Here is a 22,704-nt window from a genome sequence, read left to right as displayed (position 1 = left end):
AGTGACCCAGCTCATCACCACGGACCTGGTCGAGCTCGACCAGAACCTGGGCAACGCCCCCGAGACGGTGATCCGGCATCTGGCAAGCAAGGTAGCTGCCACCGGACGCGCGTCGGAAGTTGAAGGACTCTTCGCCGACGCCTTCGCACGCGAACAGAAGACCGCCACCGGCATCCCCGGCGGCATCGCCATCCCGCATTGCCGCTCCACCGCCGTCACGGTGCCCACCCTGGCCATGGCACGTCTGGACCCGAAGGTTGACTTCGGTGCCAAGGACGGCCCGGCTGACCTGGTGTTCTTCATCGCCGCTCCGGACGGCGCGGACCAGGAGCACCTGAAGCTGCTCTCCAAGCTGGCCCGCTCCCTCATCAAGAAGGACTTTACCGCGGCCCTGCGCAACGCCTCCTCGCAGGCAGAAATCGTGGAGCTCGTGGAAGGCGCCCTGGCCGACAAGCCAGCCGCACACGCCGCAGCCGCCCCGGTTGACGCCGTTCCGGTCGGTGCGAGCGTTGGCGCAGCGGCAGGTGCCGGTGCAGCAGGTTCTTCAGCCTCTGCAGGCGCAAGCGCCGGCAACACTGCCACGGGTTCAACACCTGCCCGTCCCAAGCGCCTCGTCGCCGTGACCGCCTGCCCCACCGGCATCGCCCACACCTACATGGCGGCCGACTCGCTGGTGGCAGCTGCCAAGGAAATGGGCGTCGACCTGCAGGTGGAAACCCAGGGCTCCTCCGGGGCCAAGGCATTGGACCCCGCTGTCATCGCAGCAGCTGACGCCGTGATTTTCGCCGTGGACGTGGATGTGCGCGGCAAGGAGCGCTTCGCCGGCAAGCCGGTCATCAACGCTCCGGTCAAGCGCGGCATCGACGAGCCGGACAAGATGGTCCAGGAAGCACTCGCCGCGGCTGAGAACCCCAACGCCCACCGCGTCCCCCACTTCGGTGCCGAGGAACAGGCCGAGCACGAGGCTGAGGAAAAGGGCGAGCACATCGGACAGAAGCTCAAGAAGGCCCTGCTCACCGGCGTCAGCTACATGATTCCGTTCGTTGCCGGCGGCGGCCTGCTGATTGCGCTGGGCTTCCTCCTGGGCGGCTATGACATCACCGGCGTCGCTGACAAGGTGGTGGTGCAGAACAACTTCGGCAACCTGCCCGAGGGCGGCCTGGCCATCTACCTGGGCGCCGTAGCCTTCAAGATCGGCGCGCTCTCCATGGGCTTCCTGGTCCCCGCGCTGGCAGGCTACATCGCGTACGCCATCGCTGACCGGCCCGGCATCGCCCCCGGCTTCGTCGCGGGTGCCGTGTCCGGATTCATGGGTGCCGGCTTCCTGGGCGGCATCGTGGGCGGCCTGCTGGCCGGCTACGTCGCCCACCTGATCGGAACCTGGCAGGTTCCCCGCTGGCTGCGCGGCCTGATGCCCGTAGTCATCATCCCCCTGCTCGCCTCGATCGTGGCCTCCGGCCTGATGTTCCTGGTCCTCGGTGGACCCATCGCTGGACTCACCACGGCGCTCAACAACTGGCTGTCCGGCATGACCGGTGCTTCCGCCGTCGTCCTTGGAATCATCCTTGGCCTCATGATGTGCTTCGACCTGGGCGGCCCCGTCAACAAGGTCGCCTACGCGTTCGCCGTTGCCGGCCTGAGCGCCGGCAGCGCCACCAACCAGGCCCCGTGGCAGATTATGGCGACGGTGATGGCAGCGGGCATGGTTCCGCCGCTGGCCATGGCACTGGCCACGGTCCTGGACAAGAAGCTGTTCAGCCTGGCCGAACGCGAGAACGGCAAGGCAGCCTGGCTGCTGGGCGCATCCTTCATCTCCGAAGGCGCCATCCCGTTCGCCGCGGCCGATCCCCTGCGCGTCATCCCCGCCTCCATGCTGGGCGGCGCCCTTACCGGCGCACTCACCATGGCCTTCAACGTGACCTCCCAGGCCCCGCACGGCGGCATCTTCGTCTTCTTCGCCATCGGCAACCTGCTGATGTTCGTCGTCTCGATCATCGCCGGCACCATAGTCAGCGCGCTGGCGGTCGTGGGACTCAAGCGCTGGGCAGTCAAGAAGACCGTTGATACGGTGGAACCGGTTCCCGCAACCGTCTGAGCCGGCCTAGCCACACACCTCACCGGCCGCTGAACCCTCAGCACGCCGAAAGACAAAGGAGCAAAAATGCCAGAACGCACAGCAACCGTCGCCAGCCGCGTGGGCCTGCACGCCCGCCCGGCCGCCATCTTTGCCGAGGCAGCCGGAGAGTTCGACCTGGACATCACCATCGCCCGCGAAGGCGAACCGGCTGACGAAGCCATGGACGCTGCCAGCATCCTGTCCCTCATGAGCCTGGGTGCCTCGCACGGTGACGTGGTGGTCCTCCGCGCCGAAGGTGCCGGCGCAGACGACGCGCTGGACCGGTTGGTGCAGATTCTGGAAACGGACCACGACGCCGAGTAGCAGCAACGCTGCCCCAAGCCACAAAGCCGGCGGCCGCCGTCGGGCTTCCCTAAATGGGAACGTCCGAGGGCGGCCGCTTGGCTTTAAACGCCGGGCCCACCTTCAGCGCGCCTCACCCAAGTAGGTCGCATTTGTTGTCGTTTTGACCCTTCAAAACGACAACAAATGCGAGTCAGTTGGGAGGGGAGGGGCGTTGGGTTCGTTCGGCGAGCGCCTTCACGTCCGCCAGGAGCTTGTCCCACATGCCCTTGGAGTGCGCGGCGGCGTCCTCGGTGGGGTTGTTGTCCTGTGCCAGCGACAGGCGGGTGGCGCCGCCCAGATCCTCGAAAGTCCATTCGAGCTTGTGGTAGTTCTCGGGCTTATCCTCCTGGCCGGACAGTGGGCTGAAGTGGGTGTGGACCAGCTTCCGGCCCGGTTCGACCTTAAGGATCCGGCCTTTGTCCTGGTACGTCTTCCCGTCCCATTCGCCCTGCCACGTGATGGGACTGTCCACCTTCCAGTCCGTCTCCAGGACGGCCCCGAACATGAACTCCTTCACGGCCGCCGGGTCCGTGATCACCTCCCACACGCGCATGGGATTGGCGTTGATGGTGGTGACGGAGACTGCCACGTGGTTCCCGGCCATGGGTCAGGCCTTCTTTGCCGTGAAGAGCAGGTATTCCCATTCCATCTGGAACGGGACGTCGCCGTGGGCGTCGCCAAAGGAGTCAGCCAAATCGGTGAGGGCCTTGTCCAGCGCCTTGACCCTGTCCTGATCCTCGGCGAGCGACTTATACACCGAAATGATGGGGCCGTAGTGGGACTTGAAATACCTCACGAAGTCCGCGGGCTGGTGGAAGCTTTTGACGGCCAGGTTCTGCTTGCGGGTGCGGACATCAGTGATCCTGTCCCCCAGCAGTTCGCGGACATGGTCCTCGCTCCCCCACAACGGGGCAGGCTGCGCACCGGGCGGGGGCGGCGGCGCGAAAGGCTTCATGACCGCAAACATCTGGCCAATAAATCCTTCCGGCGTCCAGCACAGCAGCCCCAGGGAGCCGCCAGGTTTACAGACCCGAACCAGTTCGTCCGCGGCCGCCTGGTGGTGCGGTGCGAACATCACCCCGATGCAGGACATCACGGCGTCGAACTCCGCATCACCGAAAGGCAGGGCTTCCGCGTCACCTTCCTGCCAGTCCAAGGTGACACCGCGGTTCGCGGCTTCCCGCCGCCCTGCCTCGAAAAGCTCCGGGGTGAGGTCGCTGGCAACCACTTTGGCGCCCATCATCGCGGCCGGAATGGCGGCGTTGCCCGTTCCCGCCGCCACGTCCAGCACCCGCTGGCGCGGCCTAATGCCCGTGGCCTCCACCAGGACGGCGCCCAGTTCCAGGAGCATCTCGTCCGCGAGGGCCGGGTAGTCCCCTGACGCCCACATGGCCCGGTGCTTCTTTTTGAGCTCCCGGTCCGCCTCCACTGCATCGGTCTGCTGGCTCATGCCCGTGCCCCTCTACGTGTCTGGTCCAAATGGGTGACAGCACGCTGTTGGCACAGCGGAGGCTGTGATGCGACTCATTGTGGACGCGATGGAGGCAGCTGTAAAGGTGGGACTAAAGGTGGGCAGGTCAGGAGGGCTTGCGCTCAGGCGGGCTTGCGGGCCCTGGTGGTCTTGGCGGCGGGCTTGGCTGCGGTCTTCGTTCCCGTGGACTTGCTGTCCGCCGACTTGGTGCCGGTGGACTTCGACCCGGCTGTTTGGGAGGCGGCAGGCTTTGACGCGGTCGATTTGGCGGCAGTGGACTTGGTGGCTGCCGTGGACTTCGCGGACGACTTGGCGGGTTTCGCGTCATCCGTGCCGGTCTTCGCGGCCGCCGCCCTGGTGCCGGAAGCCTTGGTGCCGGAAGCTTTGCGGGCCGGCTTGGCTCCCTCGGCTTCCCCGTCCCCGGTGTCGGCTTCATCGGTGTCAGCTTCGTCGTCGGAACTTCCGCCGGCGGAGGCGGCCTCCCCGCCGCCGCGTTTCCGGTCCAGGCTCCGTTTGAGGGCCTCCATGAGGTCGATGACTTCGCCCTTGCCGCCCTCGCCGGCTTCCACGCCGAACGTCTCCTCCGTGTCCAGCGATTCGCCCTGTTCGAGCTTGGCGTCGATGAGCTGGCGAAGCTGCACCTGGTACTCATCGGTGAAGGAGTCGGGTTCGAAGTCGGCAGCCATGGACTCCACCAGCGCCGCGGACATGTCCCGTTCCTGCGCTGAAATCCTGATGTCGGCCTCCAGGGAAGGGAAGTTGGCCTCCCGCACCTCATCCGGCCACAGGAGGGACTGCAGCACCAGCACGTCGTCCTTGATCCGCAGGGCGCCCAGCCGGGTCTTCTCCCGCAGCGCGAACTGGACGATGGCCACCCGATCCGTGTCCTCCAGCGCCCGGCGCAGCAGCACATAGGCCTTGGGCGACTTGGAGTCCGGTTCCAGGTAGTAGCTCTTCTCGAACATCATGGGCTCAAGCTGCTCGGACGGGACGAACTGCACCACTTCAATCTCGTGGCTGTTCTCCGCGGGAATGGACTTGAGCTCATCCTTGGACAGCACCACGGTGCGGCCGTCCTCATCGAACGCCTTCTCGATGTCCGAGTAGTCCACCACCTCGCCGCACACCTCGCACCGGCGCTGGTAACGGATCCTGCCGCCATCGGCATTGTGAACCTGGTGCAGACTGATGTCATGATCCTCAGTGGCGCTGTAGACCTTCACGGGCACGTTGACCAGGCCGAACGCGATGGCACCTTTCCAGATGGCTCTCATTCCTACAGTCAACATCAGAGCGGGCCGGAGGTGAAGCCCCATGGCCGCTAGCAGGGAGCGTGTCCGGGTGGCGGGACGGGAACTGACCCTCACCAACCTGGACAAAATCATCTATCCGGAGACCGGCACCACCAAGGCGGACGTCCTGGCGTACTACGCCGCGGTGGCCCACGTCCTGATTCCTGCGGCTGCCAACCGGCCGGCCACCCGCAAGCGGTGGGTCAACGGAGTGGGCACAGCAGAGAAACCCGGCGAGGTGTTCTTCCAAAAGGAGCTGGAGGATTCGGCCCCGGGATGGCTGCCGCGAGCGGCGATCACGCACAAGGACCGGACCATCCACTACCCACTGGTCAACGACGCGGCCACCTTGACCTGGTTCGGCCAGATCAACTCGTTGGAAGTCCATGTGCCGCAGTGGCGGGTGGACTCGCACGGCAACCAGCTGAACCCGGACCGGCTCGTGCTGGACCTGGACCCGGGCGAGGGAGCCGGCCTGCAGGAGTGCCGCGAGGTGGCCCTCCTGGCGCGCACCATCCTGCAGGACGTGGGCCTGGGTCCGGTGCCGGTGACCAGCGGCAGCAAGGGCATCCACCTTTACGCAGCCCTGGACGGGAGCCAGACCTCCGAGCAGATCTCCGCGTTCGCACGGGAACTTGCCCGCGCACTCGAGGCCGACCACCCCGACCTCGCCGTCAGCGACATGAAGAAGTCCCTCCGCAAGGGCAAGGTGCTGGTGGACTGGAGCCAGAACAACGCTGCGAAAACCACCATCGTCCCGTACTCACTCCGGGGCCGGCCGACCCCATTGGTGGCTGCACCCCGGACGTGGGGGGAGATCGACTCGCCCAACCTGAAGCACCTGGACTACCAGGAGGTACTGCGAAGGGTGCGGGACGGCAAGGACCCATTCGCCGCCGTCGTCAACGCTGCAGGTGGTGGGGATGGAGCCGGAGCGCCCAGCGATGACGCCGCCCGGGAGGAAGCGCACGACGGCGATCCGCGCCTAAGCAAGTACCGCTCCATGCGCGATCCCAAGGCCACGCCCGAGCCGTTCGCCGGCCTCCCCGCCGCCGGCAACAGCTTTGTCATCCAGGAACACCACGCCAGCCGGCTGCACTGGGATCTGCGGTTGGAGCATGAGGGCGTCCTGGCCTCCTGGGCCCTGCCAAAGGGCGTTCCCGAGTCCGGCGGGAAGAACCATCTGGCGGTCCAAACCGAGGACCACCCCATGGACTACCTCACCTTCCACGGGACCATCCCGAAGGGAGAGTACGGCGCGGGTGTCATGACCATTTGGGACACCGGCACCTACGAACTGCATAAGTGGATCAACGGCAGGGAAGTCATCGCCACGCTGACCGGTTCCGAGGGCGGCGGGCTGGGCGGCACCAGGAAAATCGCGCTGATCCACACCGGACGGGGCCAGGGCAAGGACGCTGAAAGCCAGTGGCTCATCCACCTCATGGACCAGGAGCAGGCAGGCGGACGACGGCGGCATGCGGCTCCGGAGGCGCAGGCTCAATCCGCTTCAGCGTCCCGGGCGGCGCAAGCGGAGGAGCAGGAAGAGGACGACGGCGGCGCGGTGCCTGGGCAGGAAGCCGAGCCCAAGGCGTCGGCCGGGTCCGCCGCCGGTACCGTTGCGGACCCTTTGGAATACCAACCCATGATGGCGACGTCCGGCACTACGGCCGACCTGCAGGGCAGCTCATGGCAGTACGAACTCAAGTGGGACGGCGTTCGGGCCATCCTGGTGGCCGACAGGGAAACGGTGCGCATCTTCTCGCGCAACGGCAACGATGTGAGCCGCACCTATCCCGAGTTCACGGACCGGTCCTGCTGGCCGGATCAACCGTTCGTGGCGGACGGTGAGATCATCGCCGTCGGCCCCGGTGGGCGGCCGGACTTTGGCCTCCTGCAGGGCCGGATGAAGCTCACCCGGGCCGCCGACGTCGCCAGGGCCCGCACCGCGATTCCAGTCCAGTTGATGCTGTTCGACCTCCTTTTCGACGGCGGCAAGGATCTCCGCCGCCTGCCGCTCAGCAAACGCCGGCAGCGGCTCGAGGAGTTTTTTGAGCCGTCCGACTGCCCGGTGGACCTGTCCATGGTGCTGGCGGAGTCCGTTGAAATCCTCATGGAAAGCGCGCAGGAGCTTGGCCTTGAGGGTGTGATGGCCAAGAGGACCGACAGCCGCTACGTCAGCGGCCAGCGGACCCGGACCTGGATCAAACTCAAGACCGAACAAACCCAGGAAGTGGTGGTGGGAGGCTGGCGTCCGGGAAAGGGAGGCCGCCAGGAGACTGTTGGATCACTGCTGGTGGGCATTCCCGATGGCGACAAGCTGCAGTACGTGGGCCGCGTTGGCTCCGGCTTCAGCACCCGCGAGCTCACAGAACTGCGGCAGACCGTGGAGCGGCTGGGCCGGAAGAGCTCACCGTTCCACGAGGTCCCCCGCCCCGACGCGGCCGACGCCCACTGGGTGGCACCGGAACTGGTGGGCGAAGTGACCTACAGCGAATGGACTGGACCTGGACGGCTGCGGCATCCGCGGTGGCGGGGCTGGCGTGTGGACAAGGACCCGGCGGACGTGGTCCGGGAAAGCTGACAGCAGGGTTTTCGACGCGGACGTGGACCCGCGACGCGCAAATTACCTGGCGCGCTCATATTCTGAGGGCGCCAGGTAATTTCAGTGTCGACACGGCCGGTGCGCGTCGCCATGCTGCATCCAAACGCTCGTTGGCAGCTGCGACGTACCCCAGTACCTATGAGGAGTGCGGCATCTGCGGGCGGCCGGTGCGGTGGACCGCCGTCACGGCTGCTTCGTGCCCGATCCGGCCATGTCCGGAAGCGCGGTCCTTGGGATGGCGCCGCTTCCCCAGGCCATCCGGCCATCCGCCCTGCTGCGGCAACTGAACGCCGCCGACTGCTGCGGGGCCCGGGGCTACCGGCACATCCATAGCCGCCGCTAGGTGGTCCGCGACCTCGGGCTTGATGTGGAACTGGTTGGACTCTTCACCCATTGTGGTTCTTCCCTTCTTCCCTCGTTCTTCCTTGAAACGGAACGCCAACGAAAACGCCCGGGCGCGCGCAGGTTACTGCCCGGAAAGAAGTGTGTTCATCGCTCTACCATAGGCACCCCCGAGGCGCCTGTGAACCCCCTCCGAGTACGGTGGCCGCAGTCACTTTCCCGGCTGCAACCGCCGCAAAACCGGCGCCGGAAGGAGCCAAAAACAAAAATTTTCGGTAACGATGCCGTTGATCAGCCTGCTTCCCAGTAACGACGCGGGAAAAGCCGGGGAAAAATATCCAGGATGGAACCGGTTCCGGGGGCCTAAACGGCCGTATCCTAGGCCATTTGGCGAGCCGACGATACCGATCTCCCGTAAAATTGAAGGCCTGCCCAGAGCGGGGCAGCTACAAGTCGCAAGCAAATGACCTCCACAGGAGTTGCCCAAATGCCCACAGACCGAAGCAGGACCGACTCTTTCGCAGGCGCCACAAACGCCGGCGGAACCTACCCCGCAGCCGCCACGGCTGCCAAGAAGCCCAGGCTGCTCCCACGCCGCCGGCTCAAGGAATCCGATGTCAACGTGGTTGACCAGCCGATGCTTAAAAAGGCACTCGGCGGAACCATCGTGGGCAACACCATGGAATGGTACGACGTAGGTGTCTTTGGCTACCTCATCACCACCATGGGCCCGGTGTTCCTTCCCGAGTCGGATCCCACCACGCAGACGCTGTTCCTGCTGGGAACCTTTGCCGCCACCTTCATCGCCCGTCCTTTGGGCGGCGTCATCTTCGGTTGGCTGGGCGACAAGATGGGCCGCCAAAAGATCCTGGCCACCACGCTGATGATCATGGCAGCGAGCACCTTCGCCGTCGGCCTCCTGCCCGGGTACGCCCAGATCGGCCTGTGGGCAGCTGCACTGCTGGTGCTCCTTAAGGTCATCCAGGGCTTCTCCACCGGCGGCGAGTACGCCGGTGCCACCACTTTCGTCAGCGAGTACGCCGCAGACAAGCGCCGCGGCTTCTTTGCCAGCTTCCTGGACCTGGGCAGCTACCTGGGCTTCGCCATCGGCGCCGCCCTTGTGTCCGTCCTGCAGCTGACCCTGGGCCAGGACACCATGGAGGACTGGGGATGGCGCATCCCGTTCCTGGTGGCCGGCCCGCTGGGCCTCATCGCCGTCTACTTCCGGAGCAAGATCGAGGAATCGCCGCAGTTCCAGGCCACCCTTGACGCCCAGGAAGAGCACGCCAAGAACGCGTCCGCTGGTGAGACCGCCCAGGCCAAGGGACCTGTGGGAATCGTCAAGGCCTACTGGCGCCCCATCATTGTCGCCATGGTTGTGGTGGCCGCCGCCAACACTGCCGGTTACGCACTGACGTCCTACATGCCCACGTACCTGACTGAATCCAAGGGCTACGACGAGGTGCACGGCACGCTGCTGACGATTCCCGTGCTGGTCATCATGAGCCTCTGCATCCCGCTTACGGGCAAGTTGTCCGACCGGATCGGCCGCCGTCCCGTGCTCTGGATCGGCGCCGTGAGCACCATCGTCCTGGCCATCCCGGCCTTCCTGCTGATCGGCATCGGACAGATCTGGTCCACCCTCGCCGGGCTGACCCTGGTTGCCTTCCCCGTGACGTTCTACGTGGCCAACCTGGCCTCCGCCCTGCCGGCCCAGTTCCCCACGTCCAGCCGCTACGGCGCCATGGGGATCGCCTACAACTTCGCCGTGGCCATCTTCGGCGGCACCACCCCCTTCATCGTGGCCGCGCTGATCGGCGCCACCGGCAACGACATGATGCCCGCCTACTACCTGATGGCCACCTCCCTGGTAGGTGCCATTGCCATCTACTTCCTCAAGGAATCGGCAAACCGTCCCCTCCCCGGATCGATGCCGAGCGTTGACTCCGCGGCGGAGGCAAAGGAACTGGTGGCAACCCAGGACGAAAACCCGCTCATCAACCTGGACGAACTGCCGTTCGACACCCACGACGGCAACGATCCCCAGGCACACCGCGGGGTTCCGGCCGGCGCCTAGTTCCAGCTGGACACAGTTCCATCGGGACACAGTTCCAGCCGGGCTTAGTTCCAGCCGTCCGCCGGGCGCTCTTGTAGCCCACGCTCACGGGCCCGTCCCGCGTGCCTCCTTGGGGGAAGCACGGGGGACGGGCCTTTGCGTGCCTGCCGGATGTCAGAATATGACCGCCCTCAATGGAACTCTGCCCGAGGCCGGTGATACGTTCCGAAGGGCACAGCGGCTGCGACAGGCCACGAATGGCGCCACAACAAAACAGGACAGGTCAGGTACATGAAGCGCGTAGTGGAGCAGGTCCGTGCGCTCCACCGGCTGGAACCCGCCACCGGTGACCACCTTGCCGCACTCCGCGTGGCAATCAGCGTCGCCGTTCCCTCGCTGCTCCTGCTGGTACTGGGCCGCACAGACCTGATGATCTACGCCGTGTTCGGAGCCCTCACCGGCATGTATGGCCGCTCCGAACCCCACCAGTTGCGCCTCCGCCACCAGGGACAGGGCGCCTTGGTGCTGCTCAGCGGCGTGGCCGTGGGAGTGACGCTGTCCATCAACCACATCCACTCGTGGTGGCTGGTGGCCGTGGAAGCCACCCTGGCAGGAGTTGGCTCGGTCTACGCTGACCGCGTGCGCCTGAAACCGAACGGTCCCTTCTTCGGAATTCTTGCCCTTGGCGCCTGCGCTTCCGTTCCCACCGTGGTCCCCTGGTATGCCGCCATGTTCATCGCCTGCGCATCGTCCGTGTTCTCCATCCTGATCGGCTTCAGCGGCTGGGTGCGGCGGAGGTCCTGGGAACCCGGCGCAACCAGGAGCGTGCCGTCCCGTTCGTCGGCCCGGCGGCGGGAACTGTCCGTCCACGCTGCCCGGTACGTGCTGGCGGTGGGTGCCGCGGGGACGGCGGGTGTCATCAGCGGCACCGGCCATCCGCATTGGGCCATGGCGGCAGCGGCAGTGCCGCTCGCCGGCGCAGACCTCCCCAGCAGCGTCCGGCGGGGCGTCCACCGCATCGTGGGGACGTTCGTGGGGCTTGCGGTCACCGCCGTCGTCCTCCTGCCGGAGCCCTGGGCACTGGCCGGCCTCTACCCCCCACTCCTCGAGCCCGTACACCGGGCCGCTGTGCTGGCCCTGCTGGTGATCCTCTTCCAGTTCGCCACCGAGTTGTTCATGACCAGGCACTATGGCCTGGCCATGGTTTGGTTCACGCCGGTCATCCTGCTGATGACCCAGCTGGCCGCGCCCATCGAGCCGGGGGTCCTGATCCTTGAGCGGGCGGTGGAGACGCTGGTGGGCGCACTGCTGGGGATCCTGGTGGTACTGGCTGTGCGACGCCCCGGCTCCCGCACCGGAAAGGCCCTGCCGGGGCTTAAGCGCGGCTCCGCGTCCTTACTTAGGCTTCCGGGCCGGTCCGGCCAGTAGGCGCGCCGGAGCAACTCTGGCCACGGCGGCCACCGCCTTGTAGCGCTTGGACGGGATGGAGACTGCCTTCCCGCGCTCGTTGTCCGCAAGGCCTTCGCTGACCACCCGCTCGGCCCGAAGCCAGGTCCAGGAGGGGGCCACGGACTTGTCCATCCCCATCCGGTCGTGGAACTCGGTGTGTGTAAAGCCGGGGCAGACAGCCGTCACCTTGACGCCATGCTTGCGGTAGGCGAGGTTTGCCCACCGGCTGAAACTCAGCAACCAGGCCTTCGCTGCCGAGTAGGTGCCGCGCGGCAGGAACGCCGCCACGCTGGCCACGTTGATGATCCTGCCCTCCCGGCGTTCCAGCATGCCCTTCAACGCTGCGTGGGTAAGCAGCATGGAGGTTTCGGCATGCAGCTTCAGGTGCTTTTTCTCCTCCGCCGGATGGTTGTCCTCAAAGTTGTGCAGCAGGCCGATCCCGGCATTGTTCACCAGGATCCCCACCGGCCGCGTTGCGTCCTCAAGGCGTTCGACGACGGCCGCCACGTCGTCGTCCCGGGTCAGGTCGGCGGGAAGCACCTCAACCGTGATGCCGTACTGCCGCCGGAATTCTTCTGCTGCTTCTGCAAGCCGGGACGCGTTGCGTGCCACCAGGACGAGGTCATGCCCCTGGGCCGCAAGCTGCTTGGCGAATTCATGGCCGAGCCCTGCGCTGGCCCCGGTGACGAGTGCTGTTGTTCGGGTGGTGGATGGCGTCATGCTGCAAGCCTAACCAGCAAGGCGGCAGGATGGACCGTCGCTCGCGCACCATGACCGCTACGCCGGAACCCCTGGGGCCCAGGTTGCCATGAAGGGGAAAAGGACCAGCAGCAGGTTGTTGCCGGTTTTGCCCGTGGTTTTCCTGCTTTTCTGGCTCGCCTGGCAGTGGCAGCGCTGTGGCGGATGTTGCGATTCCCCAAACGTAACTTGTGCAACATTTAGTAAGCATGCTTTGCTTACGGGGATAGATGAACCTCCGCAAGCAGTTCGCGGCGGGGTTGCCAACGCTGGCGGCTCCGTGAAAGAAGCCCAAGGAAGAACATAATGACCACCGCATTGGAAGACCAGCTGGCAGCGTTTGGGGAGCGCACTGAGGCAGCTGGAAATGTCATGACCGCCACCGTACCCGTGGACGCAGGGCTGCTGTTGACCCTCAACTCACGCATGCATTGCCGCACGCCGATGCAGCGCGTTGACCACGACGAGCTGCCTGTCCGGCAGCCCGTGTACGTTGACGGAAACTCCATCGTTGCCCTGCGGCCGGGATCCGTCCCGGAGAGCGTGGTCACCTACCGCTGCGCCTGCGGCTTCACCATCGATGACCCCGGGACCGCCATGGCGGTCAGCGGCGAGGCCCTCGCCAGCTAACCGGCCCCTGCATGGCCCTGAGGGCCCCCGCCAGCTCACAGCCGGCGGGGGCCTTGCCGGTTGCTGACGGCAGCCGCACTGGCAAGGCCCGCAACCCCAAAGCCTGGGGCGGCCAGGGCCCGAACCTGGCAAGCCCGGCGACCTACTGCCCCGCAGGCACCCTGGCTGCTTCAACCTCCCGGCGCGTGTCCGCCAGGACCAGGTCCGCATTGATGGCCTCTGCCGCGCGAAGGCCGGCGGCAGCGGCGGTCATCACCTGCGCTGAAACATCCGTGGCGTTGCCGGCCGCCCATACGCCCGGGCAGGATGTTCGGCCACTGTCATCGGTTTCCAGTCGGGTCCCCGGGCCTTCCTGGAGGGCGGCCGGCTCCAGCCCCAGTCGCTGGAGCATGTTGGCCTTGCTCACGGTGGCGGGGCTGACCACCAGCACGTCCAGGCCCACCGTGGCGCCGGAGTCCAGGATGGCGCCGCTGAGCCGGTCGTCGCGGACATCCAACTCCCGGACCTTTCCCTCCACTACCTGGATGGAACGGGCTGCCAGCTGTTCTGCCTGGCCCGCGCTGAGTTCCAGGGCGTCGTTGAGCAGGATGGTCACGTCTGCGCTCCACTGCCGGAACGTCAGGGCCTGCAGGACGGAGTGGGAATCCGCGGCCAGCACGCCGATCTTCTTGTTCCGGATTTCCCATCCATGGCAGTAGGGGCAGTACAGCACGTCCCGGCCCCAGCGGTCGGCCACGCCCGGAAGCTCCGGCAGCTCATCCACGATTCCGGAGGCGATCAGGAGGCGGCGCGCAGTCCGCGTGGAGCCATCGTTCATGGCCAGGATGAACTGGTCTTCTCCACGGCTGGCCTGCCGGACGAAACCTGAAGTCATCGCCCCGCCATACCGCGCCAGCTCTTCGCGGCCGGCGGCAAGCAGGTCCCGCGGGCTCATTCCCTCCCTGCTGAGGAATCCGTGAACGCTCTCCGCCCCGAGGTTCCGCTGTTCGCCGGCGTCGATCACCACCACCGAGCGCAGTGCCCGCGCCAAGGCTACCCCGGCACTCAACCCCGCCGGTCCCCCGCCGATCACTGCCACATCGAATACGTCGTCCTGGTGTTCCGCCATTCGTAAGGCGTACCCGGGGCGGCCCGGGGACTAACCGTTTCGGGGCACCACGGCTCAGGAAATAAGGCGTGGGAGATAAGGAAGGCCCGATGGGGTCACCCGGCGGACTTCAGCTATCCGCCGGCCAGTCAACGAACTGTTCGTAGCCTTCATGCTTGCGGAGGTAGCCGGAAATGAACGGGCAGTGCGGGATGATTCGCTTGCCGGTGGCCACTACATCGTCCAGGGCGAAGTGCGCCAGGACCTTCCCCAGGCCTTTGCCGTCAAAGTCCTGGCCGGTCTCGGTGTGGGTGAAATCAATGTGCCCGGGAAGGTCGCGGAAAAAGGCCTGCACCGCAAGCCGGCCATCCACGAGGAGTTCGTACCGGTGCTGGGCGTCGTTACGCCGCAGCGATACATTGGCGGTGAACTTGTCCTCCGCGGACGCGGTGTTCTCGGTCATGGTTCGACACTGGCACTACTTCACCCCGCTGGCAATGCCCCTCCTCCCCCTCTTCCGCCGGTCACCCAGCGGGACGCCACCGAGCAGAAGGGTCGCCACGAAGAAACAGACAGCGCCTGCTGCGAGCAGTCCCAGTGACAGTCCGTTAAGGGCGGCGTCCGCAACGGGGATGAAGACCACCACGACGCCGGCCCCCGCCAAGGCGGGCCGGCAGCGGAAGGCGTGCATCGCCGTCGTCCGTTCCTCCAAATGGCCAAAGGCCGCCACCACCGGCAAAAGCAGGAGGACCAGCGCAAGGACAACCAGGGGCCGGGACCACCACCAGGCGGCCGTGCCGGAACCGGGTTTGGGGATCGGGGCCAGGAGCAGCAGCCCGGACATGCCTGCCAGAAGCGGCAGGTGCCACAGGTACACGGTCAGGGACCTCGCCCCGGCCAACGCCAGCAGCCGGCTGATCCAGCCCACTTCGGCCAGCTGCACCAGGAACGGCCGCGCCAGTTCCATCACGGCCAACTGCGCGACACCCAGGATCACCAGGGTCAGGTTTGGCGGGTTGAGGTTGACCAGCATGTTTCCCCGATACAGTCCCAACCCGGTCACCAGGCCCAGCAGCAGGTGTGCCGCCATGGCGACGCCCAGCAGCCCCGAGCGGGAAAGGCGGGAAAAGCAGCCGTCGGCAGCCAGGAACCCCAACTGCTGGACCGCGCACCACACGAAAACCAGGTTGGCGTTGGCAAGGTCAGGCAGGGCGCCCCGCAGGCAGTCCACAACAACCACCAGCCCGGCGAGCAGGCCGAAGGTCAGCCAGGGGGCCCGGGCATGCAGCGCCGCCAGGACCGGGATGTTCAGCTGCGCCGCGAGGTACGCAGCGAGGAACCACAGGGGCATGGCTGCGCCGGCGGCAATCAGTTGGATTACCTGCTGGTCCACGCCGAGCGCGCCTGCCACGGACAAACCCGCTACCATCGTGGCAAGCAGGGCTGTTGCCGGGCGGACCAGGCGCAGGAGCCGGGCGCGGACGAACTGGGCCGCCGTGCCGCCGCATGCCTTAAGCCGGCGCCAGGACTGCAGTCCGGTGATGCCGCCGGTGACGAAGAACAGGGGCATGACCATAAAGATCCAGATGACGGGCTCGAACCAGCGCTGATCACCCAAGGTGTTTTCTGTGGTCACCGTGCCGTCCGGGTGCAGGACCGGGCTGACCATCATGGAGTGCCCCACCACCACCAGCGCCAGGCAGATGAAGCGCACAAGGTCGATGGCCGGATCACGGTTCGCCGTGTCCGGCACTGAATCTGACCCCCGCCTGCCGGTGTTGTGCACGGGTCCTACAAGCGCTCGAGGCTGCCCACGGCACTATTGTGCCCCCGTTGCCCGTGCTGGCTAAGGACCTTGGGCCCCTTCTGCCGCTATTGCGACACGGCCAGCAGGCCCAGAACGACGGCGACCAGGGGCGCGCTGCCCTGGGTCACGGCTGCGCGGAGGTACTTGCGCCCGGTGAAGGCCAGGACCGCGGCCGCCAGCAGCATGGACCCGCAGCAGCTGAAAACCAGGGTCCACCCCGCCACGGACTGCGCCGACCCTTGGCCGCCAGCGGCTGCGAGCCCGATGCCGGCAAACGCCCCAACGGCCAGGAACAGGTTATAGAAGCCCTGGTTGTAGGCCATGGGTTTTGTGGTCTCGGCATCGGACTGCGAGGCGATCCCGAAGCGTTTCCAGGTTGCCGGCCGGGTCCACGTGAGCGACTCCATCGTGAAAATGAAGACGTGCAGCGCCGCGGCAAGGAAGGCAAAAAGAAGGGAGGCCAGGACCATTGCTCGATCCTAGCCTCCTGTTGAACCCCGGTGCCGCCCCGCAATCCGGCGGAGGCACAAAAAAGGAGGCCAGGACCGGCTGCTTGATCCTGGCCTCCCGCTTGTGGAAGATTCAGCTACCGTGCCAGCGTGGCCAGCGTGGTGGCGGCGAAACCCTTCGCCGACTGGTTCCACAGCGACAGCAGGCCCTGCAGGTTTTCCCCGTCCGCGCGGTGCGCCGGAAGCTGGTCCTGGAGGGTGGCCAGCACGCCGGTCCGCAGTTCGGTGTTGAAGTTGACCTTGCCAACGTTCATGGCCGCTGCCTTGACCAGCTCCTCCGTCGGAATGCCGGAGGCGCCGTGCAGCACCAGGGGGATGTGGATCCGCGCCGCGATGTCCTGCAGCACGTCCCAGCGCAGCTTCGGCTCGCCCTTGTACTTGCCGTGGACGTTGCCCACCGCGACGGCCAGCAGTTCCGCGCCGGTGCGGGAGACGAAGTCCTCCACCTGCGCGGAGTCCGTCAGGCCGGCCACGTCCACGCCGGACTGGTCTGCTCCGAAGGCGCGGTCCTCGTCCCCTGCCAGGCCGCCGAGCTCTGCTTCGAGCACCACCTCGGCACCCAGGAGCGCACGGGCTGCCTGGACCAGCGCAATGTTGTCCTCGTAAGGAAGAGACGAACCGTCGGCGAGGACGGAATCCGCCCCTGCCTTGACGGCGTCGGCCATGACGTCCAGGTCCGATGCGTGGTCAAGCTGCACCGCGACCGGTACCGAGGCAGCATCGGCCAGGCCGCGCAGCGCGTTGATGAGGCGGAGGCCGTTGGCGGTGGCTGCGGTCTTGGGTGCCACCAGCAGGATCACGCCACGGCCGGCTTCCTCTGCCGCGCCCACCACCGCTAACGCGGTGGTGAAGTCGTAGCAGGTGAAGGCGGGTACTGCTGAACCCTGCTGCAGGGCGGAGGTGACCAGGTGGTCCAGTCGGGTATGCATTAGGCGCCCAAGCCTCCTACCAGGATCCACGCGACGAAGGTCAGCAGGAAGCCGGCCACGCCCAGGATGGTGGTCAGGACGGTCCAGGTCTTCAGGCCGTCGGACACTGTCAGGCCGTAGTAACGCACCACCACCCAGAAGCCGGCGTCCGTCACGTGGGACAGGCCCAGGGCGCCGAAGCCGATGGCGATGACGATCACTGCGATCTGCGCCGGGCTGTAGCCGCCGCCGCTGACCGCTGCGGACAGCAGGCCGGTGGTGGTTACGATGGCCACGGTCGCCGAACCCTGGGCCGCACGCAGCGCCAGCGAGATGATGAAGCCGAGCAGCAGCAGCGGCACGCCAAGGGTGTCCAGCGTCTTGGAGAGCGCTCCGCCAATGCCGGATACCTGCAGCACGTTGCCGAACACGCCGCCGGCAGCCACCACCATGAGGATGGAAGCGATGGGCGGCAGCGAGCCCTCGAAGATCTCACCGGTTTCCTTGAAGGACCAGCCGCGGCGGACGGCCAGCAGGAAGAAGGACAGCGCCACGGCCACCAGCAAGGCCAGGAACGGGTTGCCCACGAAGGCCGCGAGGCCGTACAGCGGATGGGACTTGGGGAGGATGAGGGTGCCAACGGTGCCGAGCAGGATCTGCACAATGGGCGCTGCGATGAGGAAGATGATCAGGCCAGGCCGCGGCGGCGCAATGGCGGCGGCACCGGGTCCGTCGTGGCCAACCTTCACCAGCGACTTGGAGCCGAATTCCTCCACCTGCGTCTTCACGGCCGGCAGCAGCTCGTAGTCCTTGCGGTTCATGATGGACGCAACCCAGTAGGACAGGAAGCCCAGCGGCACGCAGATCAGGGCGATAAGTCCAATGTCGGCACCCAGCACGCCGGCGCCTGCCACGATTCCGGGGTGCGGCGGGACTGCCACGTGGATGGCGAGCATGATGCCGGCCATCGGCAGGCCGAACTTGACCGGGTGGACTTTGGCGATCTTGGCGAAGGCGTACACGATGGGCACCAGCACGATGATGCCCACCTCGAAGAAGACGGGGATGGCCACCAGGAAGCCGACGGCGGTCAGCGCCACTGCCACACGGCGGGCACCCAGCTTGCGGGTGAAGTGGTCGGCCAGTGACTGGACGCCGCCGGACACCTCGATCATGCGGCCCAGGATGGCGCCGAGCGCGATCAGGATGGCCACCTTGCCCATGGTGCTGCCCACGCCGCCGGAGACCACGGTGAAGATGTCCTGAAGCGGGATGGTTGCCGCCACGGCCACCAGGATGCTGACGGTGAGCAGGGCCACGAAAGCCTGGATCTTGAAGCGGATGATCATCACCAGCAGGATGGCGATGCCCACTGCTGCGATAGTGAGCAGCAGCGGGGTGCCCAGCTCAACGGCGGGTTTGATGGCCGGGGCGTCGGCCGCCCGCTGTATCAGCGGATTCAGAAGGTGGTTCACGGGGAGGTGTCTCCTTTGACGTGCCGGCCTGGGGGCAGGCGGGCAGCACGGAATGGCGGGGTGGGGATAAACGTTGCGGGACTGCGCCGGCAACGCTGGGAGGTAACGACGACGGCGGAGGGGGGACCGCCGTCGTCGTACCTTTTTGCCGCAAGGGCAGGAGGATGGCTTAGTTGGCGCGCTGGCTTACTTGGCGCGCTTGGTGGGGGCGACCACCTTGATGACCGCGGAGTCATCGGCGGCGGCGAGGCCCTGCGCCTGGCCCAGCAGGTAGAGCTGCTCGGCGGCGGCGGCAACGGGGGCTGCCAGGCCGGCGGCGCGGGCGGCCTTGCCCACGATGCCCATGTCCTTGACGAAGATGTCCAGGCGGGACAGGACCTCGGCGCCCTCCTCGTTGTAGGCCTCAAGGATGCGCGGGCCGCGGTTGGAGAGCATGAAGGAGCCGGCCGCGCCGGCTTCCAGGGCGGCGAGGGTCTTGGCCTGGTCCAGTCCCAACGCGTCGGCCAAGGCAAGGGCCTCGGCGGCGGCGGCGATGTGGACGCCGCACAGGAGCTGGTTGACGGTCTTGAGGGCCTGGCCGTCGCCGGGGTTGTCACCCACCACGGTGAGCGTGGAGGCCAGCAGCTCCAGGGCGGGGGCTGCCTTTTCGCGGGCCTCGGGGGAAGCGCCGACGACGATCAGCAGGTCGCCTTCACCGGCGCGCTTGGGCCCGCCGGACAGCGGGGCGTCCACCAGGTCCACGCCGTATTCGGCGAGCTTGGCGACCGTTGCGGGGATGGCGTCGGTGCCCACGGTGCTGCCGAGGATGACGACGGCGCCAGGCTCCAGTACCGGGGCCACGCCGTTCTCGCCGAAGAGGACATCGTTGAGCTGCTCGCCGTTGCGGACGGCCAGGAGCACGGCATTGGCACCCTTGGCGGCTTCGCGGGCGCTGGAGAAGGTGGCGATGCCGGCTTCTTCGGCAAGCTTGAGGCGGGCTTCGGCGATGTCGAAGCCGTGGACGGTCAGCTGGGTGGCCAGGCGGGTGGCCATGGGCAGGCCCATGGCGCCGAGGCCCAGGACGGTGACGGTGTAGTTGCTGGTCATGGTGTTTCTCCGTTGAAGTCTTGCGGGCTGGGGCGGGGACTAGAAGGTTGTGCTGAGTTTGCGGGTGACCTGGGCCAGGGAGTCGTCGTCGCCCACGTTGCCGGCGAAGACGATGTAGGGGATGCCCTTGGCGGGTCCGTCCACCGGTTCCCAGAGGGAGACGATGCCGGGCAACATGGGGCCGCGGACAATCGCGTGGCGGATTTCCAGGCCGTGCGCTGCCACGTCGGAGGACGTGATGCCGCCCTTGGCGATGACGAACCGGGGCGGGAAGGTCTTCAGGGTGCGGTTGACGACGTCCACGACGGCGGCAGAGACCGTGCGTGCAATGCGGAGGCTTTCGGCGGGGTCGTCGGTCTTGATGAGCAGCCGGCTGGTGTGGACGATGACGTCGCCGGTGCGGAGGGCTTCAACCACTGCGTCCACGGTCTGGTCCAGGTGGGCCTTGGCTCCCGCCTCATCGGCGAGGAGCTTTTCGACATCGATCTCGATGATGCGTGCTGAGCTGTGTTCCGCCGTGAGGATATTGAGCTGGCGCGTTGTGAGGCCCACGTGCGATCCCACCACGATCAGGCCGCCGGCCTCTGATGGGGTGTTGCCCTCGTATGCTTCTTCCCCGGTCAGTGCAGCGCGGACTTCCTGGCCGATGCGGCCGCGGACGAAGGGCGGGCCAACGCGGTACAGGAGTTTCTTGCCGCGGCGTTCTGCTTCTTCCAGGCCCAGGGCCAGCGCGCGGAAGTCATTCTCGGTGACGATGTCCGCAACGATCGGAGTGGAGTTGGTGGCCGGCTCGATGGCGTCGGCGATGGCCTTCGCGGAGATGGCGGGGTCCTGCGCGGAAGCACCGGCGCGGATGATGTTCAGGTCCAGGACGATCACGGAGTCGGCGGGGAACCGGCCTTGGGACTTCTCTGCGATGTAGTCGGCCATGACGGAGGTGCTGAAGCCGAAGGATGCGTCCTTGGCAAACTCGGTTTCGGAGACCGGGACCAGGGTGCCGTCAGCGCCGCGCATGTAGTGGACCCCGCCAATGGTGACGCGGCCGGCGTCCGGGAACGCCGGAACCAGCACAACACCGTCGGTCTTTTCCCCGCTGGCCTCGGCCACCGTCGCCGCGATGACGTCCGGTTCCAGGGGATAGTGGCCGCGGAGGGTGGAGTCGCTGCGGCTGACGAAGCCGAGGCGCAGCTTTTCCTGCTGCCCTGCTGCGGCCAGCGCATTGCGGACCACTTCCTCATTGCGGGCTGCCGCTTCTGCCGGGTCGAGGCTGCGCGTGTTGGTCAGGACGTAAACGGCGGGCTTGGCGGTGCTCTGCGCAATGTGCGCAAAGGCCCAGGCGAAGTCTTCCACGTCCCAACGGGTGAGCACGGGCAGGTCTGCGACGGACTGCGTACCGGTGGGATCGTCGTCGAGCACTACCAAGACGCGGGGAACCTCCGCATTGGAAGCGGCAAGCGTGCCGGCTACGAGCCCAGCTTGGATCTCGAGGTCCGCCGGATAGGCGGCCAGAACGTCTGCTTCATACGTCACAGTGCACTCCGTTGTGTAGCGATCCAGGGTGGCGGATCCAGATGTAAAGGTAACTGTAAGATGTCTGACATCTTGCATTTGAAGTTAGTGTGGCACACGGCATAGAGACGCGCAAGTAGACTTGTCTGACATATCCGCCGGAAGCCGGAAGCAGGAATCGGGGGCAACATGGCAAGGAAGTCGCTGGTCGGCGTGGTGGCCGACGAACTGCTGGACCGCATCATCGAAGGCGAGTTCCCGCCCGGCTCCACCGTTCCCGGCGAGCACGAACTCAGCGCCCGCCACGAGGTCAGCCGCATGACGGTCCGCGAAGCGATGAAGACCCTCCAGGCCCAACGCATCCTGAGCGTGGAGCGCGGCCGCGGAACATTCGTCAATCCCCTGAGCCGCTGGGCCTCACTCGAAGCCGTCCTGCGCGCAGCATCGGAGGGCAAGAACGACGCCGATGCCTCCATCCAGCTCATCGAACTCCGCCGCATGCTCGAAACGGGCGCCTGCGAGCTTGCCGCCGGACGGATTGCCGAAGAGGACATCACTGCCCTCTTCAATTACGTCTCGGCAATGAAGGCCGCGCACAGCATCAACGACGTCGCGTCCTTTGTGGAGGCGGACCTCGCCTTCCATGACGTCATCCTGCGCGCCTCCGGCAACGTCTTCGTGTCGGTCCTGTTTGAGCCGCTGCATCGGGTCCTGGAAAAGCGAAGGACCGAAACTTCCGCCGTTCCTGAAATCCAGGAGCACGCCATTGGCCATCACCAGAACATCGCCGAAGCCCTTCAGTCCCGCGACGCAGTGCGGTCCCGGGAGGCCATGGACGCCCACATGCAGCAGACCCTGGACGACCTCAAGCAGCTGGTGCTGGAAACCAAGTAACCCCTCCCCTCGAGGTCCGGGGCGGGAAGTGGGTCCCCTAATTGCCCTTGACCCTGTTCAACGCTCCAAGTGTCCTACTAGGCTTCAGGGACGGCCCGCAACCGGGAGCATCGACGATCACGAGGAGCGAAGTTGTCCAACCACACGTACAGCATTTCTGAAATTGTCGGCACCTCCACCCAGGGCGTGGATGACGCCGTCCGCAACGGCATTGCCAAGGCGTCCCAGACCCTGCGGAACCTCGACTGGTTCGAGGTCAAGGAGGTCCGCGGCCACCTGGAGGACGGGAAGATCGCGGACTGGCAGGTCACCATCAAGATCGGTTTCCGTTTGGAAGAGCACTAGTTAAAGCAACCGGCCCGCAGCCAACACGTCCGTGATGACG

General features: G+C 66.3%; 21 protein-coding genes. 8 read left to right on the top strand and 13 right to left on the bottom strand.

What is annotated here, in order from left to right:
* The first annotated feature begins 1 nt into the window (after position 1).
* Positions 2 to 2,095, top strand: a complete 2,094-nt coding sequence (locus LFT49_RS02645) for a PTS fructose transporter subunit IIABC (protein ID WP_237429673.1) — start codon at positions 2 to 4, stop codon at positions 2,093 to 2,095.
* A gap of 66 nt (positions 2,096 to 2,161) precedes the next feature.
* Positions 2,162 to 2,440, top strand: a complete 279-nt coding sequence (locus LFT49_RS02640) for an HPr family phosphocarrier protein (protein ID WP_142131405.1) — start codon at positions 2,162 to 2,164, stop codon at positions 2,438 to 2,440.
* 172 nt (positions 2,441 to 2,612) lie between these two features.
* On the opposite strand, the gene LFT49_RS02635 is transcribed toward LFT49_RS02640, so the two are convergent.
* From LFT49_RS02635 to ku, 3 genes are all read right to left on the bottom strand, one after another.
* Positions 2,613 to 3,065, bottom strand: coding sequence for an SRPBCC domain-containing protein (locus LFT49_RS02635; RefSeq protein WP_237429672.1), 453 nt, complete (start codon positions 3,063 to 3,065; stop codon positions 2,613 to 2,615).
* A gap of 3 nt (positions 3,066 to 3,068) precedes the next feature.
* Entirely contained in the window at positions 3,069 to 3,911 is an 843-nt protein-coding gene (locus LFT49_RS02630; protein ID WP_236800769.1) for a class I SAM-dependent methyltransferase, read from the bottom strand.
* A 143-nt stretch (positions 3,912 to 4,054) separates the two neighbouring features.
* The gene (ku, locus tag LFT49_RS02625) at positions 4,055 to 5,206 is read right to left on the bottom strand and encodes a non-homologous end joining protein Ku (RefSeq protein WP_237429671.1); all 1,152 of its coding nucleotides are present in this window, start codon (positions 5,204 to 5,206) and stop codon (positions 4,055 to 4,057) included.
* Between the two features lie 40 nt (positions 5,207 to 5,246).
* On the opposite strand from ku, the gene LFT49_RS02620 reads away from it, so the two are divergent.
* Positions 5,247 to 7,808, top strand: a complete 2,562-nt coding sequence (locus LFT49_RS02620) for an ATP-dependent DNA ligase (RefSeq protein ID WP_237429670.1) — start codon at positions 5,247 to 5,249, stop codon at positions 7,806 to 7,808.
* Between the two features lie 157 nt (positions 7,809 to 7,965).
* Here the strand turns inward: LFT49_RS02620 and LFT49_RS02615 are convergent, their stop codons facing one another.
* Positions 7,966 to 8,223, bottom strand: a complete 258-nt coding sequence (locus LFT49_RS02615) for a hypothetical protein (RefSeq protein WP_236821114.1) — start codon at positions 8,221 to 8,223, stop codon at positions 7,966 to 7,968.
* Between the two features lie 435 nt (positions 8,224 to 8,658).
* On the opposite strand from LFT49_RS02615, the gene LFT49_RS02610 reads away from it, so the two are divergent.
* Entirely contained in the window at positions 8,659 to 10,248 is a 1,590-nt protein-coding gene (locus tag LFT49_RS02610; RefSeq protein WP_236800764.1) for an MFS transporter, read from the top strand.
* Between the two features lie 270 nt (positions 10,249 to 10,518).
* Positions 10,519 to 11,655, top strand: coding sequence for an FUSC family protein (locus LFT49_RS02605; protein WP_236800763.1), 1,137 nt, complete (start codon positions 10,519 to 10,521; stop codon positions 11,653 to 11,655).
* Here the strand turns inward: LFT49_RS02605 and LFT49_RS02600 are convergent.
* Positions 11,623 to 12,396 (bottom strand): SDR family NAD(P)-dependent oxidoreductase, encoded by a 774-nt coding sequence (locus LFT49_RS02600; protein WP_236800762.1) that lies wholly within the window; start codon positions 12,394 to 12,396, stop codon positions 11,623 to 11,625. The genes LFT49_RS02605 and LFT49_RS02600 overlap by 33 nt on opposite strands.
* Before the next feature lie 324 nt (positions 12,397 to 12,720).
* Here LFT49_RS02600 and LFT49_RS02595 point away from each other — a divergent pair, with 324 nt between their 5' ends.
* A complete protein-coding gene (locus LFT49_RS02595; RefSeq protein ID WP_236800761.1) occupies positions 12,721 to 13,044 on the top strand; it encodes a hypothetical protein in 324 nt (107 codons plus the stop codon).
* A gap of 142 nt (positions 13,045 to 13,186) precedes the next feature.
* On the opposite strand, the gene LFT49_RS02590 is transcribed toward LFT49_RS02595, so the two are convergent.
* The 8 genes from LFT49_RS02590 to LFT49_RS02555 form a co-directional block, all read right to left on the bottom strand.
* Positions 13,187 to 14,152 carry an NAD(P)/FAD-dependent oxidoreductase gene (locus tag LFT49_RS02590; protein WP_237429669.1) on the bottom strand — a complete coding sequence of 322 codons (966 nt, stop codon included), beginning with the start codon at positions 14,150 to 14,152 and terminating at the stop codon, positions 13,187 to 13,189.
* 109 nt (positions 14,153 to 14,261) lie between these two features.
* Complete coding sequence (locus LFT49_RS02585) at positions 14,262 to 14,594, bottom strand: GNAT family N-acetyltransferase (RefSeq protein WP_236800759.1); 333 nt, start codon at positions 14,592 to 14,594, stop codon at positions 14,262 to 14,264.
* Positions 14,595 to 14,609: 15 nt separating this feature from the next.
* On the bottom strand, positions 14,610 to 15,884 hold the full coding sequence (locus LFT49_RS02580; RefSeq protein WP_237429668.1) for an acyltransferase family protein: 1,275 nt from the start codon (positions 15,882 to 15,884) through the stop codon (positions 14,610 to 14,612).
* Between the two features lie 119 nt (positions 15,885 to 16,003).
* Positions 16,004 to 16,408 (bottom strand): DUF1304 domain-containing protein, encoded by a 405-nt coding sequence (locus LFT49_RS02575; RefSeq protein ID WP_237429667.1) that lies wholly within the window; start codon positions 16,406 to 16,408, stop codon positions 16,004 to 16,006.
* 116 nt (positions 16,409 to 16,524) lie between these two features.
* Positions 16,525 to 17,376, bottom strand: coding sequence for a class II fructose-bisphosphate aldolase (locus tag LFT49_RS02570; protein ID WP_236821110.1), 852 nt, complete (start codon positions 17,374 to 17,376; stop codon positions 16,525 to 16,527).
* Positions 17,376 to 18,830, bottom strand: coding sequence for a GntP family transporter (locus LFT49_RS02565; RefSeq protein WP_237429666.1), 1,455 nt, complete (start codon positions 18,828 to 18,830; stop codon positions 17,376 to 17,378). Before LFT49_RS02565 ends, LFT49_RS02570 begins: the two co-directional genes overlap by 1 nt.
* Before the next feature lie 186 nt (positions 18,831 to 19,016).
* The gene (locus LFT49_RS02560; protein ID WP_236800753.1) at positions 19,017 to 19,916 is read right to left on the bottom strand and encodes an NAD(P)-dependent oxidoreductase; all 900 of its coding nucleotides are present in this window, start codon (positions 19,914 to 19,916) and stop codon (positions 19,017 to 19,019) included.
* Positions 19,917 to 19,955: 39 nt separating this feature from the next.
* Complete coding sequence (locus LFT49_RS02555; protein ID WP_237429665.1) at positions 19,956 to 21,446, bottom strand: four-carbon acid sugar kinase family protein; 1,491 nt, start codon at positions 21,444 to 21,446, stop codon at positions 19,956 to 19,958.
* Positions 21,447 to 21,614: 168 nt separating this feature from the next.
* Here LFT49_RS02555 and LFT49_RS02550 point away from each other — a divergent pair, with 168 nt between their 5' ends.
* Positions 21,615 to 22,319 (top strand): FadR/GntR family transcriptional regulator, encoded by a 705-nt coding sequence (locus tag LFT49_RS02550; RefSeq protein ID WP_236800750.1) that lies wholly within the window; start codon positions 21,615 to 21,617, stop codon positions 22,317 to 22,319.
* A 132-nt stretch (positions 22,320 to 22,451) separates the two neighbouring features.
* Entirely contained in the window at positions 22,452 to 22,664 is a 213-nt protein-coding gene (locus tag LFT49_RS02545) for a dodecin (RefSeq protein ID WP_018769638.1), read from the top strand.
* The last annotated feature ends 40 nt before the right edge of the window (positions 22,665 to 22,704 follow it).

Origin of the sequence: Arthrobacter sp. FW306-06-A, assembly GCF_021870055.1 — a bacterium.
Classification (GTDB): Bacteria; Actinomycetota; Actinomycetes; order Actinomycetales; family Micrococcaceae; genus Arthrobacter.
This window is presented reverse-complemented; position numbering and strand designations above follow the sequence as displayed.